The following is a 15,522-nucleotide window of genomic DNA, read 5'->3' as shown; positions in this document are numbered from 1 at the left end:
CTCTGCTTATGGGTCGGCCTCTGTGCCTATCGCTTATTCAGAATGCTCTGCGGTCTTCTCCAGCATTCTTAGGAGAGCAACGACCGCTTCCGCTCGAGTAAGCGGTTCGTTCGGCGCAAAACGGTTGCTGCTTCGCCCTTCGATGATGCCGAGCTGCTGCACGGCTTGCACAGCTTCGCCGGCCCATGCCGGAATCTCTGTTGCGTCCGCAAAATTCGTTGCTTGATTATTCGTGTCGAGCAGCTTTAATGCTCTGCTGATCATAACGGCCATCTCAGCTCTTGTAATCGGTTCGCCAGGGCGGAAGCTGCCGTCATCATATCCTCGAATAACGCCGGCCTCAACCGCTTTGGCGACTTCCGATCGCGCCCATGCTCCAATTTGCGTCTGATCCGTGAAGTCAAGGGCGTTATCATCCCCTGTTGCTTGTAGAGCTCTCATCAGCAGCACGCTAAATTCCGCGCGAGTCAGACTTTGATTCGGTTTAAAGCTTTGGTCGGGGTAACCTTTAATCAGCTTCATCTCCCAAGCTTTCAGAAGCGATTTTTCCGACCAATGTCCGGCGATGTCCTTCCAAGAATCCGACGCTTTTTCGTGGTTTGAAGAAGAAGGCTCCTTTTCGCCAGTCTTCACAATATGGAGGATATAGACCTGCTTGGTTCCGTCCGCGGCTTTCACGATGAGTTCGAATTTGTTATCCCCTTCTTGCAGGTTCACCGTTGCTTCTTTGTCTACCGCGTTGCCGTTCAAAGTCATTGCGGCTGCTCCAAAAGCCGCTGCGGCAATCGTAACAGATTTCTCTGCCGTTTCCATGGAATACTCCGTTACGTCTGCCGAGAAAGCAGGCGACAAGACTAGAGGCTTGCCGTTCGCGGTTATCCCAAGCTGGCTCAATGTTTTCAGGCTGTAAGGAGGCGAACCGCCACCGCTGCTCTGCGGCGCCGTCGTTGAGGGCACAGAAACTGCGGTAGTGGCCGAGCTCGATAATCCGTTGCTTTGCAAGCCCTGCGCATTGACCGCTGTAACGGTAAAAGTATAGGTTGAGCTTGCTGTCAGCCCAGGCACGACATACTCATTCGCCGTCCCTGCTACTTCGGCTTTTTTGACGCCATCGACATAAACGTAATAAGCGTCCGTATCGTTCGAGGCGCTCGGCCAGGATAATTTTACACTTGTGCTCTGAATATTGGAGATAGCCAGTTGATTTCCCGTTGCCCATTCGGGACGATCGGGAGAGGCTATCGAATCCCCATTGCCTATTTCATAGAGATGGACGGCATACGGGGCGAAGGTGTCGCTAAACTGATCGTTATTCCAATTAAGCGTACGTCCTTCGTTCCATACCTGAACAGACAGGCCGCTCAATTGCTGCGCGCCGAATGAGGCTTGCTGCGTTTCTTTGCTGTTGTTCACTGCGATAATATAAGTATTGCCCTCATAGCTTTTCACCATCACATGCAGCCAACTTTGCGGATTATAGCTGACTTCCGGTGCTGTTTCTGCGGAAAGAATGACCGGAGCCATATTTTTCAGCTCTTGCGCCACCGTCTTCACATTGCCAAGAAGCTCATCGTACGTTTTTCCGCTTGCATCGTTGGCTAGATCGAAGAGGGAATAGAACAACACACCCCGGGCGCCTTCGGCAATATATTGCCAAGCCATATTGCGCATTTCTTCCGTCGTCGGCGGCCGCAATGGATCAACGCCCGAGGAGACATAGTTCCCATGATTATGTGCCTGAACAACCGCCCACTGCCCTTTATGCTGCAGATCGGTAGTCATGGCCTTTTGCAAGTCGCCCAAATACTTCAAATCATCATTTGGCTTCCCATAGACAGGGTATATGTCCAAGCCAAACAGGTCTGTTGTATCGTTTACGGTATAATGATCCACCCATCTGTAATCCACCGCATATACCGGATGATCCCGATCATTAGCTATAACGGTCTGATAATGAGCGGATAAGCGATTGTCAGTTGGCGTCTCGTCGCTTACATACCAGGCAAGTAAAGCGGGATGATCCTTGTATTCCTGAACATATTGCGCAATAGCGGTGAGTTCGTCTTCTTCGGACTGGATAAAGTCCGGCGCCCAGGGAGATCGGAAGAAGAAATCCTTCATGGAGAAAATAACATTCATCCCATACTGATGGGCAAGATCAAGCTTCTCTCTGTCTGGATAACCGTATGGCAAGATCGTGTTGATCGCACTGCCAAGCAAATCCTCCAAATCTTTCTTGTCCGTATTCGCCGTATAGATCCCTATTGGGAAAAACAACTCCCCATCCTTCCAAAACCGTCCTTGATCGTCTGTATAAGATTCGGGCATTTCCTGCAAGGACTGCACTTTCACGATCGGCCATTGTTGCGAGTAGCCGCCGCCCTCCGTCCCTGTCAGCTTCGAGGAAACAACGACTTTGTAATGGCCTGCCGATAAGGAAGAAGTATCGAATTCGGCGTTAACATCCAAGCTTCCGGAATAGACTTGCTCCTCCATGACCTGAGCATTCTGGTCTACCAGTTGTGCAACCGTGGTATAGAGCTGTTTGTTGATGCCTGCCGCGCCTCGGGTCGTTATTGCGACCTGCGGATTTCCGCCAGGAACCAGAAGCCCTCTGTAGGTAGGGTTTACGAGTTTGGATTGAAATACGGGAGGCTGAGATTTCTCTATCGATAAATCGTCAAAATAGAGGGTGCCTGCTCCACCGTAAGCGAATAGCGTAATCTCGATTTGCTCGGCCCCTTCGCCTGCGACAAGGGTTGGCAGCTTCAGCAGTTGCCATTCGCCGCCGGTGCCGTGCGGATTGTGTTTCTTACTCTCCAACCAGTTTCCATTGTGGTCCAGAACGGTAATACGGAACATCGCTCCCGCCCATAGTCCCTGTGTATCGACGGTTTTTATCCATACGCTCGTATCATAGGCCATACCGGGCTCTGCTACAAATTTAATCGAAGGTCCCGGCCTTTCGGCCCCTTCTTCGCCTGGATTGTTGGCTCCGGAGGGAATCACGTATTTTAAGGATTGCGACCCGCTATGATGCTCGTCGACCGCATACGAAGTATGTTCATATGGAGTCCAGATGCTGTCGTTCGCATCTTCGAAGGAGGTCTGATAGGACGTCCCGATCTCAATCGGATCAACGATTTCAGTCTCCACAATCTTCAAATCGTCAAATTGAATCGTGCCGCTCGCTCCCTCTGAATATAAAGTAAAAACGGCGGAGGCGGCGCCCTCGGGAGCCGTGTAAGTGGGCAAGCTGATCTTCTGCCACTGGCCGTTCGTGTTGACTGGCGCCGACATGTACTTGCCACCAGCCCAATCCCATGCCCAATTTCTATAGGCGTCAATCGCAATCTTGGCTCCCGGCCAGGAGTCGGGAGTATTTGTCGTTTTGACCCACACGCTCATGTCGTAGGAGTATCCGGCTTCAATCGGAAGTCGGATTACAAGCCCCGGATTAGTTCCGTTAAATGTGTACTTAAGCGAGTAAGAACCGGTATGGGCGTCGGCGGTATCGTACTCGGTGAATGCAGCTTGCCAAGTGCTGTCGTTAGGGTCTTCAAACGAGGTTTGGTACAGTATAGTGGACGTAGCGGCATAGGTGGTTGGAGCCGGGTACGCAATCAGGGAAAATAGCAATACAATACTTAAAATCAATCCCAATTTGGATCGCATCCTGTTCACCTCTTCGTGTAGTTGTAGAACGTCAATCGTTATGAAAGCGCAAACAAAAAAGGTTGCGAGAAGAAGGGGCTGTCCCATAAGCCAACCAAGTTGCTGTGAAAGATAATCGCTGATAAAGGTACAAGGGGGATGTGTCTCTCTCCGATGCTATACGCTTTCTGAAATCTGAATAGGTAAACCCGTGATAAGGTGATTTCAGAAGCGTATGAGGCAGTCTCCGAGAGGCACATCCCCCTTTCTTTATATCTCGATCATCTCAAGCAACTCTATTTATGGGACAGCCGCTTTCCTGTTCCCACTCCCCAATTACATCGCCGCGGCACGATGTCTTACGATTATTATAGGACCCGCCCAAATGGTCGAACTACGGGAATCTCGTTGCCTTTGTTGACTTCTGTTTACATCCTCTGCCCAGGCGGCATCGATTCGCTGTCTTGATCCAATCCAATTCTCATCTCGATACGCAAACCGCCAATCTGCGCTCGGGAAACGGATAAACCGTACGAGCTGCCATATTTCAATTGCAGTCTGCGGTGGACGTTCAGTATTCCCGTTGTCTCGATCGCGTCGTCCGCTTTGGCGTGCAGCAGGTCGTGTAATTCAGCGATTTTCTCATCCGTCATTTCGGAGCCGTTGTCCTCGAAGATAATGATCAAATCCTGATCGAGTTGTTGAAAAGCCATCCGCACAAGTCCGCCGGAGACCGTTTCCCGCAATCCGTGCTCATAAGCATTCTCGACAATGGGCTGCAAAATAAGCCTCGGCACCGAGATCGATTTGCATGCTTCCGGAAGCTCTTCGCAATACGTCTCCACTCGCTGATCGAATCGATACATTTGAATTTGAATATAGGCAAGCGTATGCTTGAACTCTTCCTCCAACGTCACCTCGTCCGAACGGCTGCGGGTAATAAAGCGAAAATATTCTCCCAGGTGGCGCGCCATTCGAAGCACATTGTCGACATCGGGAATTTTGGCCAAACGGTATAACACAAAATAACTGTTGTACAGGAAGTGCGGGTTAACTTGCGACTGCAGCTGTTTTAACTCCGCTCGCTGCGAACGAATTTTCTGCTCGTACACTTCTTTCACAAGAACGTTCAGCTTGCTCACCATCACGTTAAATTGCGTATACAAATAACGAAATTCGTCTCCCTGACGACTAGAGAGCGCAACGCTTAAATCGCCTTCCTCCACTTTGCGGAAAGCACGAACCAGCTTATGGATCGGCCTGTGAATAAGACGATAGGTCCACACAGAGAATGCAAGGACAACCCCGATCGATAATAGCGAAAACCACCAGAACCACAGACGATGCGTCTTCAGCGGCGCCAATATTTCATTTTCCGGAAAATAAACGACGGTTGTCGCATCCAGCACCGCCGAGCGTTCATAGATAAAAATATAGTTATCGCCATTAATCTTCCGATACAGCGTCCCTTGCGGCTCGTCCCCGATTTCCATCCGCAATTGCGCCAGCAGCCCTTGCTCCTCCTCCACAGACAAGTTCTCGCTGAATACGGCCCAAGCTCCTTGGTTATCCAACAGAACAGCTTTTCCGTCACCGGCATTGTTAATTTCTTTAAGCGACTGGCGTATTTTGTCTCTGGACAGCTGAATCTTAATCGCCATCAGCAGATCTGTATCCTCAATCATATTTTCCGGAGACAGCGCACCGATCAACAACCGATTATTCCAAGCCACAATCGGATGGCTGTAGTTCGAGTCCTGCAGAGCGTTCAGCTCTTCGGCCGGCGGCGAATCCACGTATCCCTTGGAAGAAATCGTTCTGTCGATTAACGGGATATGCACGTTCACGTTCTCGATATACAAGCTGGACGTTTCCAGCAGCGACAGCCGCGTTCGAATGCGAAGCACAGCTTCGGCGAACTGATAGTCGCTCATTTGCTCGGGGATAAAGCTTAATTCCATTAAATCTTTATCGTATAAATACTCGGTCTTCAATTGGATCACTCGCTTCAGATCGGTTACCAATGTACTGTTATAGAAATGAACGCGCGATGTCAGCGAATCTTCAATCCCGGTTCTAATCGTGCCCATACTGGCCTGATTCATTGTCACATTAAGAAAGTAGAGCGAAGCAATAATGAACACAAAGGAGAGAAACAATTTAGGGAAAATAGAGACGCGATAGTTAGCGGAAATGCTGAACAAAGGTGCTCACCTCATCTTCGTTGGTGTGGCGCTTGTAACACAGAATACTCGAAAACAGTAGTAAACAAAAGATAAAGAAGGTAACAAGTTTCTCGTAGATGCTCCTCCGTTCAATTCCTATACTTAAAACATAACGATGCTTGAGTTGGATGCGGGGAGGGTTGAAGCGGATACAATAAGGAAAGCATCTAGGGTCAAATATCGCGATAATAGAGCGGATTACGTTAAACTTCAATAACATTTTTTCACTAGAGGGGGATTACCATGCGCCACAGCAAAATGAAAAGTTTAATCGCATTGGTTACCATTTGCGTGCTGCTCATCACGACAGCGTGCTCCGATAAGAAAAACGACAGCAACGTCGCGAAGCCTTCGGAATCTGCATCGGCGAGCGGCGCCGAAGCTTCTTCGACGCCCGGAGCGTCGGCCGAACCGCAGATCGATCCGCTGGGCAAATACGATCCGCCGATTGAAGTGACGGCCGTAAGAGATTTGCCGGCCAGCATTGCTTTCCGCGAAGGCGAATCGATTGACAATAACGTGTGGAGCCGCGAGTACGAAGAACGGCTGGGCATCAAGATCAAATATTTATGGACGAGCAACTCCGATTACCCGCAAAGAATTAACGTGGCGATCGCCTCTGGCGAGCTGCCCGATATTTTCAGCGTAAATGCGCTTCAGCTCAAGCAATTGGTCGACGCAGGGCAGATCGAGGATCTCACTCAAGTCTACGAGCAATACGCGTCGCCCCTGACGAAGCAAATCATGGCCGGAGATCCGAATCAGATGGCTTCCGCCGCTTTCGATGGCAAGCAGATGGCGCTGCCAAGAGCGGGCTCGCCTTATGATTCCTCGCAGGTGCTCTGGATTCGCGCCGATTGGCTGAAGAAGCTGGAACTGTCCGAGCCGCAAACGATGGAGGATGTATTTAAGATCGCCGAAGCGTTTACCACGCAAGATCCGGATGGCAACCAGAAGAACGACACGTTCGGTCTGGCTCTGACGAAGGATCTGCAGCAGGGCGGCTTTGCCAATCTGCAGGGCTTCTTTAACGGCTTCCATGCCTACACGGATACTTGGGTAAAAGATGATAGCGGTCAGCTTGTGTATGGCAGCGTACAGCCCGAGATGAAAGCGGCGCTGGCCAAGCTGCAGGAAATGTACAAGGGCGGGATCATCGACAAGGAATTCGCAGTCAAAGACGGCTCCAAAGTGATGGAAGCGCTGGTTTCCGGGAAAATCGGCATATCGTACGGGGCATGGTGGAATCCGGCCTGGCCGCTGCAGGCGGTCAAAGATCAAGATCCGACCGCAGAATGGAAAGCCTACGGTATTCCGTCTATTGACGATAAGGCCAGCAAGCTGCAGCTCGCCTTCCCGACTTACGAGTATTACGTGGTGAAGAAAGGCGCTGCGAATCCAGAGGCGCTGGTCAAATTGCTCAATGTTCTGGTCGAGAACGGCTATTCGGACAATGCCGATATTACCAAGTATTTCATCGCGGAAGACGGTTTCTTATATAACAATTACCCCTTGGTATATGCTTCGCCTGCAGAAGGAAATCTGGCCATTCACTTGCATCTGAAGGATGCATTGAGCTCCGGCGATATTTCCAAGCTGACTGGGGAGGAGAAAGGCTACTACGACAAGATCATGGCTTACCGCGCCGGCGACCCGGCAAGCTGGACGAATGAGGGAATGTACGGAGTAGACAGCGCTTGGCCTTACGTGAAAGAGAAGGTTGACGGAAGCCTGATTCAGAATCAGGAGTTCTTCGGAGCGCCTACGACAACGATGAGTCAGAGAACCGCTAACCTGGAGAAAATGATGATGGAAACGTTCACTAAAATCATTATGGGCGAGAAGAGTCCGGACGAGTTTGATGTGTTTGTCGCGAATTGGCACAAGCTTGGCGGCGACGACATTATGAAAGAAGTGAATGAGTGGGCGGCAGGAAGATAAGGTCATACGAGCAACGTAATTCGTAAGCATAGCGGCTGCCGTCTTCGCAATCAAGACGCAGCCGTTTGTGCATGAAAGAGATCAGAATCAGGAGATGGCGCGGCATGAATAAAAAAATAATCAAGCAGCTTCCCTTGCATATGATGCTGCTGCCGGGCATTGTACTGTTGCTTCTATTCAGTTATGTGCCGATGGTTGGCATTGTGATCGCGTTCCAGCAGTTTATACCGACTCATGGCTTATTCGGCTCGGAGTGGATCGGGTGGGACAACTTTCGCTACGCCTTTGAATTGCCCGATTTTCGCCTTGTGATGCGAAATACACTATTCATTTCCTCGATGAAAATCGTGGCGGGCACAATCGCGGCTTTAATCACTGCCTTGCTGTTGAATGAAATCGGGAGAATGTGGTTTAAGAGAGGCATACAGACGCTGATTTATTTGCCCCACTTTCTATCCTGGGTTATTCTAGGCGGCATTCTAATCGATATTTTATCTCCGTCTAACGGCATTATCGGCCAGATTCTATCTTCGTTCGGCCTGGAGCCTGTCTTTTTCCTGGGCAGCAACTCCTGGTTCCCGTATGTGATTGTCATCTCGGATGTGTGGAAGGAGTTTGGCTTCAGCACCATCGTTTATCTGGCCGCGATGACGAGCATCAATCCGACCTTGTACGAAGCGGCGCGAATGGACGGGGCCAATCGCTGGAGACAGACCTGGCACATCACGTTGCCGGGCATGCGCCCGATTATTATTCTGCTTGCCACGCTCAGCCTGGGCAATGTGCTGAACGCGGGCTTCGACCAAATCTTCAATTTGTATAGCCCGGCCGTATACGAGAGCGGGGATATTATCGATACGATGGTATATCGAATGGGGCTTGTTGATTTTCAATATGGCTTGGCCACAGCCATTGGATTGTTCAAGTCCGTCATTTCGTTTTTCCTGATTTCAACCTCCTATTGGTTAGCCTACAGGTTTGCAAACTACCGGATTTTCTGAGTAAAAAGGAGTGTGTGGCGCTTTGAGAGTGTTTGCGACTTTTAACTATACGGTGCTGTTTTTATTGGGGTTTGCCTGCTTGTTTCCGTTACTGCATGTATTGGCGATTTCCTTCAGCTCCAGCAGCGCGGCTGCCGCCGGTTTCGTTAAGCTATGGCCGGTTGACTTCACCACGAAATCGTATGAGTTTATACTGGCCAAACCCGAGTTTCTCCGTTCCATGCTTGTCACGGGACAGCGGGTTATCCTGGGGACGATCATCAACATGTTTTTGACGATTGTGATTGCCTACCCGCTATCGAAGGAAAGTAAAGATTTGAAGTTCAGAACGATGTATGCCTGGTTCTTCATCTTTACGATCTTGTTCGGCGGCGGACTGATCCCGTGGTACATGACGATTAAGTATGTCGGCATACTGAACAGCATATGGGCTTTAGTGCTGCCGGGCGCGATTCCGGTGTTCAACGTCATTCTGTTATTGAATTTCTTCCGCGGCTTGCCGAAGGAGCTCGAGGAATCGTCCTTCATCGATGGCGCGGGCTATTGGACCACGTTGTGGAAAATATTCGTGCCAATCTCTCTGCCGGCGATGGCCACGATTGGCTTGTTCACGATCGTCGGGCATTGGAACTCTTGGTTTGACGGATTGATCTTAATGAATACGCCGGATCAGTATCCGCTTGCCAGCTATCTCCAAAGGATAATTAAAGGAATAGACTTAACTAAAATAACCGGGCAGGACGCACTCGTGATGTCTCAAGTATCCGATCGAACGGCCAAAGCCGCGCAGATTTTCGTAGGCACTTTTCCGATCCTGCTCGTCTATCCGTTTTTGCAAAGATATTTTGTACAGGGGATTGTGCTCGGAAGCGTGAAGGAATAAACTGAATGGCAAGAGAGGGGCTATAAAGCCGACACCTCGTTTTCACGTTAGGGCGTGTATGTATACACGCCCTAGGGAGGGTGTCGGTTTTTCCGGTTTTTCGGGGGAGGACTGGCGGTGGACGAGAGATTTACTATTTTTAGCGGCATAGGCACATATGATGAGGACTGGGAAGACCCCGGCTTTCATCGGAATGCAACGCTGGAGATAGAGATCGTGCTGGAAGGCAGAGGAATATTCGAATGGACGGCTAGAAAAATGGGCATAGAAGTCGGGCATGTCATTGTTATTCCTCCAGGGATTCCGCATCGTTTCGGCGCGATATCCAAAATTCGACTTGGCGTGATCCATTTGCAGCACATGTCCCTATCGCTCGCCGCGATTGCGAATAAGCTGACTCAAAGCGGTCAAGAGCCGAAAATTTATGCTTTGTCTCGCTTGGATCGGGATCGCTTCGCGAAGCTGTTACGCGAGTGGATCTATATACAAAACTATCCGTTGAAGGAGAAAGACAAAACATACGCGGTATGGGCGGAGATGCTGCTGCTCTATTTGTACGAGCATTCTCAAGCCGATTCGCAGGCGATGACCATTACGAAAGCGGCCGATTTTTTGCGCGAAAATTTGCGTCAGCAGCCGAAAGTAGCTGATTTGGCCGCCATGACCGGCTTGTCTGCTGTCGGTTTTCGTCGCACGTTCGAGAAGATTTACCGCTTAAGTCCAAAACAATATCAGCAGCAATGCCGCATGCAGGAAGCGAAATGGCTGCTTAGCGCCACCGACAAGGATTTGAATGAAATTGCCGAGCAGATCGGATTTAACAGGCTGCATTCTTTTTCCCAATGGTTTAAAGAAGCGGAAGGCATCTCTCCATCGCGATGGAGGAAGAGGCAGCTTCACATGAATGATTAAAGCCCACTCTGAAGGTCCTATCGATCCAAGCAGCCCCAAACAACCTAGTACATTCTCCGACACCTGAGGGTGTCTTTTTTGCGTAAATTCCGTTTCGATTTCGATGAATACTTTTATGGCCCGATCTACTATTCTTGACGTGTGTACGAAATACAAGGAGGCTGCGATCTTGGACAAAGTGAGAATCGGATTTATCGGCGTCGGCGGCATGGCAGAGCATCATATGAATACGTTGCAAAATATCGAAACGGCCGTATTGGCAGCTGTCTATGATATTAATGGCGAGCGAGCCAAGCAAATTGGCGATAAGTTCGGCGCGGAAGTATTTGCGAGCGAGATGGCGCTGCTGGATTCGGGCAAAGTGGATGCGCTTTATGTTTGTACGCCGCCGTTCACTAGAGGGGATACGGAGACGATGGCAGCTGAGAGAGGCATTCATCTGTTGTCCGAGAAGCCGGTCGGCCTCGATATGGACACTGTAAACCGTATCGGCCGCAAAATTAGCGAGGCCGGCATCATTAACAGCTCCGGCTACTGCTTGCGTTATTTGGACAATGTGCAGAAGGCGAAAGCTTACTTGACGAATAAACCGATTAACATGGTTGTCGCTTATCGCATTGGCGGTCTTCCTCCGACCAAATGGTTTGCGCAGATGGATCAGTCGGGCGGACAAATGGTGGAGCAGTCCACGCACCAGGTGGATCTTGTTCGTTATTTGGTCGGCGAGTTCGATCAAGTTCAGGCGGTTTATGCGCAGCGCAGCATTCGAAATATAGATCCTGACGCTACGATCCCCGATGTGGGCGTTGTTTCGTTTCGACTGAAGTCGGGCGCTGTAGGTTCGTTCGTGAATAGCTGTGTATCCGACTACCACGGCCGCGGCGATATCGAGATTTACGGTCCGGATTTCTATCTGTCGATTGACGGCCATTCTCTTACGATTCGCGATGCTCACCAGAATATCACGGAAACATGTACGACCGATTTCTATGCTGCGCAAAATAGCGCATTCGTCGAGGCCATTCGTTCCGGGCGGCAGGAGCTTGTTCTGGGCAGTTACGCAGAGGCGGCGGCCACATTGACGGCGACGTTGGCTTTTAATGAGGCGGCGGAGAAACAAGGCGTTGTTGCTGTAGGAGAATAAAATTTGAGGCGGAGGAAGGTGAAACGGGTATGTTAAAAAGTGTGAATCAATGGTGTTTTCCAGAGGGCACAGCTTTGGACAAGGTGTTCTCGGTCAGCCAGCAAGCGGGGCTGGATGCCGTTGAGCTTAATTTGTATGCTTCAGGCGCGCCCGCCGGATTTACGATGGATACAACGGCAGCAGAGGCGGATACGATTGCCAAGCAGGCAGCCGAGCATGGCTTGAAGCTGCGCAGTATTTCAACCGGCTTGCTGTGGGGCGCTCCTCTTTCTTCTTCGGATGCCGATGAGAGAAAGCGCGGCCGCGAGATCGTGCACAAGCAGCTTGAAATTGCCGAACTAATCGGAGCCGATACCGTTCTCGTCGTACCTGGTACAGTTAATGAAAACTCCTCCTACGATGATTGCTATACAAACAGCCAACGCGAACTGGAATTGCTGCTTCCAGAGGCCGAGCGTCGCGGCGTCAAAATCGGAATCGAAAACGTGTGGAACAAGTTTTTGCTTTCGCCGTTGGAGATGAAGCGATATGTGGACGAGTTGGATTCTCCGAATGTCGGCGTTTATTTCGATGTCGGCAATATTCTGTTATATGGCTATCCTGAGCAGTGGATTCGTATTCTGGGCAGCCGTATAGCCAAAATTCATGTGAAAGACTTCAAGACCTCGGCAGGCAATTTCAGCGGTTTCGTGCCTTTGATGGCGGGCGATGTGAATTGGCCGGGAGTGATCGCCGCGCTTAAGGAGATCGGCTACACCGATACATTAACGGCGGAAATCAGCCCGTATCCTTCAAACGCTTACCAAGCGGTGTACGATACGGCTAATCAGTTGGAAGCGATTATTAATGGCGGCTAATTGGCTCAGGGTGGCTCATGCAACGGTCTGTCAGACCGTAAGAGGGAGCTAGCTGCATGGATTAGCCGGTGCAACGGTCTGTGAGACCGTAAGGGGGAGCTAGCCGCACGGATTGGCCGGTGCAACGGTCTGCCAGACCGTTAGAGGCAGTCAACCGCTTGGATTCGCTCGTGCAACGGTCTGTGAGACCGTAAGAGGCAGTCAACCGCACGGATTGGCAGGTGTAACGGCCTGCCAGACCGTAAGAAGCAGTCAACTGAACGGATTGGCAGGTGTAACGGCCTGCCAGACCGTAAGAAGCAGTCAACTGAACGGATTGACTCTTGTAACGGTCTGCCAGACAGTAAGGGGCGTCAATTTTGTATTACGTAGGCTTTCTCACAGGGTTTGCTCATGTGAATAAAGAGGTTCGGCGTAGAAACTTTTATCCGTTGCCATACTTTCGCCCTGTTCGCGGATCCGATTATCGGCGAAAATCAGGTTGTGAAGCCGAGGCCGCACGGTCGACGGTTTCCCGGTAACAGAGGCGCTTGGAAGGGTTACTTCGGTGGCTCAAAATTGGTTCGAATCCAATCCGCCACCTCCGCAGGAAGCTGCAACGGTGGTGTGGTGATTACCTTTCCGCACATTTTCCTCTGTATTTCATGAAATTAATGGTTGACATGGTTAAAGCTGAGATGTTAGGATTACCAGCAATATCATTTATACGAGAAAGGAGTGAGGGAGCATGTATAAGTTAAATCAACTCGATTGGGCCAACAATCCGGTTATTCATGAGGAACAGATGAGCCAGCCGTGGCAAGAGACGCATGTTTCCTTCATTCCATATTCGATAGGCTATCTTTACAGGCGCAGCAGATTCGTTGCGGTTCGTCGGTTGTATTCCACAGCCTGACTCCGCTCGTAATCGCATAGTTCGCGTACATGTAGAGACTGCCGAGGCTGGCAGTCTTTTTCTATGGAGCAACCATAGAGGAAGACGGCGGCGACAGGGGTCTTTTTTTGACGGAAAATGTCTATGATTGATCCCTAACAAAGTACATATCGCAGTAAAAATCCACTAATTAGAAGAGAGGCGAGCACGTTGAAAAACAATTTACATCCGTATGAACGGAATTGGCGTCAGCAGGATCATCAGATTATCGAGACAAAGGATAGCCGATTCGCGAGAGGCGGGCAACGATGGCCGGGTTACCGACAGAGTTGCCATATCTTCTCATAGGCGAGAGCATTCTCGCGGTGCGAATTGAGCTATCCGGATTCCGAATCCTTCGATCCCTGTTTCGACGGGGAAAATGGGGGACGGTCACGGGTAGCTTTTTATTTTGGAGACTATGGCGAAAGGGCAAACGCGGCGGTTTGTGAGTCCGTTAGTACCAGTTCGAGTCTGGTTAGTCTCCCCAACATTGCTCGGTAGCCAAGCGGCAAGGCAGATGACTTTGACTCATCTATCGCAGGTTCGAATCCTGCCCGGGCATCCATACATGGATAGGCGTTATCAGATAGGCTGCCGCAATTCGGCGGCCGACAGATCGGCGGGGGGAGATCCGCTCCTGTCCTCCACGGCGTGGTGGTGAAAAGGAATAACACACGGGCCTTTCACGTCCGGATGTGCGGGTTCGAGTCCCGTCCACGTCTCCAATTTTATAGGGTTGTAGCTCAGCGGTAGAGCGCCCGACTGTTAATCGGACGGTCGCAGGTTCGAGCCCTGCCAACCCTGCCACGGGGGTATAGTTTAATGGGAAGAACACCGGTCTCCAAAACCGCATATGCAGGTTCGACTCCTGCTGCCCCCGCCATAACTCTATTATTTTAATGAAAGTTCAAAATTCGCGATTAAAAGCGGACTCTTTGAACTACCTCTAATTAGAAAGGAAGAAGCCGATCTTGCGTCACAGGTGACCCTCATGCAGAGAAGACAAACCCCTATGATTCACGAAACAACGTTCCGCAACATCTCCGAGAGAGAGCTGACGATGGACGACGTGTTTGCACGCATTCGCAGTTTTATGCTGGTTGACCCTCGCGCCGCTTACCAACTGATGGTTGGCACGGATGCGCAGGTTCACGCCGGACATACGAAATTCGTGACGTCCGTCGTTGTATTCCGGCCGGGCAGAGGGGCATGGTTTTGCTACCGGCAGATCATTCTGCCCCGTGAAATCCGCTCACTCCAGGAAAAGCTCAGCCTGGAGACGACGTTCAGCCAGGAAACCGCCTCGTATTTCGATGAAAGTAAACGCGCCGAGTTGGAGGATATTTTGCTTCCTTACGTGTACCAAGGCGCCGAATTGAAGCTGTTCATCGACATCGACGCGGGCACAGACGCCAAGCGCAATCGGACCTCAACACTCGTGGCGGAGCTGGTTGGACGGATCGAGGCAATGGGATTGTCGGCTCGGGTGAAACCGGAAGCGATCGCGGCTTCTTCCATATCGAATCGCTATACGAAAACTCCCTACCGGGAAAAGAAATCGGCAGTAACATAATGAAGTTGTCCCTATTAACCGATCAGGGCGATGGGGCTGTCCCATAAGCCAACCAAGTTACAGTGAAAGATAATCTATGAGCAAAGTGAAAGGGGATGTACCTTCCTCCTCCGATGCTATACGCACCTGAAACCTGAATGGGTAAAACCGTGATAAGGCGGTTTCAGGAGCGTATGAGGCATTCTCCGGACTAATCATGACCCACAACACCTTCCAGATAATTCCTAGATTTTATTCGTATCACCATCGAAGACGTTTAGTGACATACAATCCCTGATCTTGGTCGATTTATACGATTTTCCCTACAAATGTCCGTTGTTTGAGCCTGAGCAGAGCAGTTTTGTACGATTCTTCGAACAAACGTCCACCGTTTAAGCCTGATTCGAGCTGCTTTGTACGATTTTCCGACTAACTCC

At 50.4% G+C, this 15,522-nt stretch carries 11 protein-coding genes and 5 tRNA genes; 13 read left to right on the top strand and 3 right to left on the bottom strand.

Annotated elements, in window-relative coordinates; all coding sequences use genetic code 11:
* Positions 1–33: 33 nt before the first annotated feature.
* Both J4772_RS31185 and J4772_RS31180 read right to left on the bottom strand, forming a co-directional pair.
* Positions 34–3,675, bottom strand: a complete 3,642-nt coding sequence (locus tag J4772_RS31185) for an S-layer homology domain-containing protein (RefSeq protein ID WP_209072882.1) — start codon at positions 3,673–3,675, stop codon at positions 34–36.
* A gap of 407 nt (positions 3,676–4,082) precedes the next feature.
* Complete coding sequence (locus J4772_RS31180; protein WP_209072881.1) at positions 4,083–5,858, bottom strand: sensor histidine kinase; 1,776 nt, start codon at positions 5,856–5,858, stop codon at positions 4,083–4,085.
* Between the two features lie 264 nt (positions 5,859–6,122).
* On the opposite strand from J4772_RS31180, the gene J4772_RS31175 reads away from it, so the two are divergent.
* From J4772_RS31175 to J4772_RS31150, 6 genes are all read left to right on the top strand, one after another.
* Entirely contained in the window at positions 6,123–7,820 is a 1,698-nt protein-coding gene (locus tag J4772_RS31175; protein ID WP_209072880.1) for an extracellular solute-binding protein, read from the top strand.
* Positions 7,821–7,924: 104 nt separating this feature from the next.
* Positions 7,925–8,821, top strand: coding sequence for an ABC transporter permease (locus J4772_RS31170; protein WP_246016644.1), 897 nt, complete (start codon positions 7,925–7,927; stop codon positions 8,819–8,821).
* A gap of 22 nt (positions 8,822–8,843) precedes the next feature.
* Entirely contained in the window at positions 8,844–9,704 is an 861-nt protein-coding gene (locus J4772_RS31165) for a carbohydrate ABC transporter permease (protein ID WP_371822787.1), read from the top strand.
* 117 nt (positions 9,705–9,821) lie between these two features.
* On the top strand, positions 9,822–10,616 hold the full coding sequence (locus J4772_RS31160) for a helix-turn-helix domain-containing protein (RefSeq protein ID WP_247740903.1): 795 nt from the start codon (positions 9,822–9,824) through the stop codon (positions 10,614–10,616).
* Between the two features lie 178 nt (positions 10,617–10,794).
* Positions 10,795–11,760, top strand: coding sequence for a Gfo/Idh/MocA family protein (locus tag J4772_RS31155; RefSeq protein ID WP_247741247.1), 966 nt, complete (start codon positions 10,795–10,797; stop codon positions 11,758–11,760).
* Between the two features lie 29 nt (positions 11,761–11,789).
* Positions 11,790–12,617, top strand: coding sequence for a sugar phosphate isomerase/epimerase family protein (locus tag J4772_RS31150; RefSeq protein ID WP_209072878.1), 828 nt, complete (start codon positions 11,790–11,792; stop codon positions 12,615–12,617).
* A 61-nt stretch (positions 12,618–12,678) separates the two neighbouring features.
* On the opposite strand, the gene J4772_RS31145 is transcribed toward J4772_RS31150, so the two are convergent.
* Positions 12,679–12,924, bottom strand: a complete 246-nt coding sequence (locus J4772_RS31145) for a hypothetical protein (RefSeq protein ID WP_209072877.1) — start codon at positions 12,922–12,924, stop codon at positions 12,679–12,681.
* 420 nt (positions 12,925–13,344) lie between these two features.
* On the opposite strand from J4772_RS31145, the gene J4772_RS31140 reads away from it, so the two are divergent.
* The 7 genes from J4772_RS31140 to J4772_RS31110 all read left to right on the top strand — a co-directional run bounded on the left by J4772_RS31140 (position 13,345) and on the right by J4772_RS31110 (position 15,106).
* Positions 13,345–13,512: a hypothetical protein gene (locus J4772_RS31140; RefSeq protein ID WP_209072876.1), complete on the top strand. Its 168-nt coding sequence runs from the start codon at positions 13,345–13,347 to the stop codon at positions 13,510–13,512.
* Between the two features lie 433 nt (positions 13,513–13,945).
* A tRNA-His gene (locus tag J4772_RS31135) sits at positions 13,946–14,020 on the top strand.
* 4 nt (positions 14,021–14,024) lie between these two features.
* Positions 14,025–14,098 (top strand) — tRNA-Gln (locus tag J4772_RS31130).
* An 83-nt stretch (positions 14,099–14,181) separates the two neighbouring features.
* Positions 14,182–14,258, top strand: a tRNA-Glu gene (locus J4772_RS31125).
* 7 nt (positions 14,259–14,265) lie between these two features.
* Positions 14,266–14,340: transfer RNA gene (locus J4772_RS31120), tRNA-Asn, on the top strand.
* A 1-nt stretch (position 14,341) separates the two neighbouring features.
* Positions 14,342–14,416, top strand: a tRNA-Trp gene (locus J4772_RS31115).
* Positions 14,417–14,545: 129 nt separating this feature from the next.
* Positions 14,546–15,106 carry a ribonuclease H-like YkuK family protein gene (locus J4772_RS31110; protein WP_247740902.1) on the top strand — a complete coding sequence of 187 codons (561 nt, stop codon included), beginning with the start codon at positions 14,546–14,548 and terminating at the stop codon, positions 15,104–15,106.
* Positions 15,107–15,522 lie beyond the last annotated feature (416 nt).

The sequence above is a fragment of the Cohnella sp. LGH genome, from assembly GCF_017671885.1.
GTDB lineage: Bacteria > Bacillota > Bacilli > Paenibacillales > Paenibacillaceae > Cohnella > Cohnella phaseoli.
This window is presented reverse-complemented; position numbering and strand designations above follow the sequence as displayed.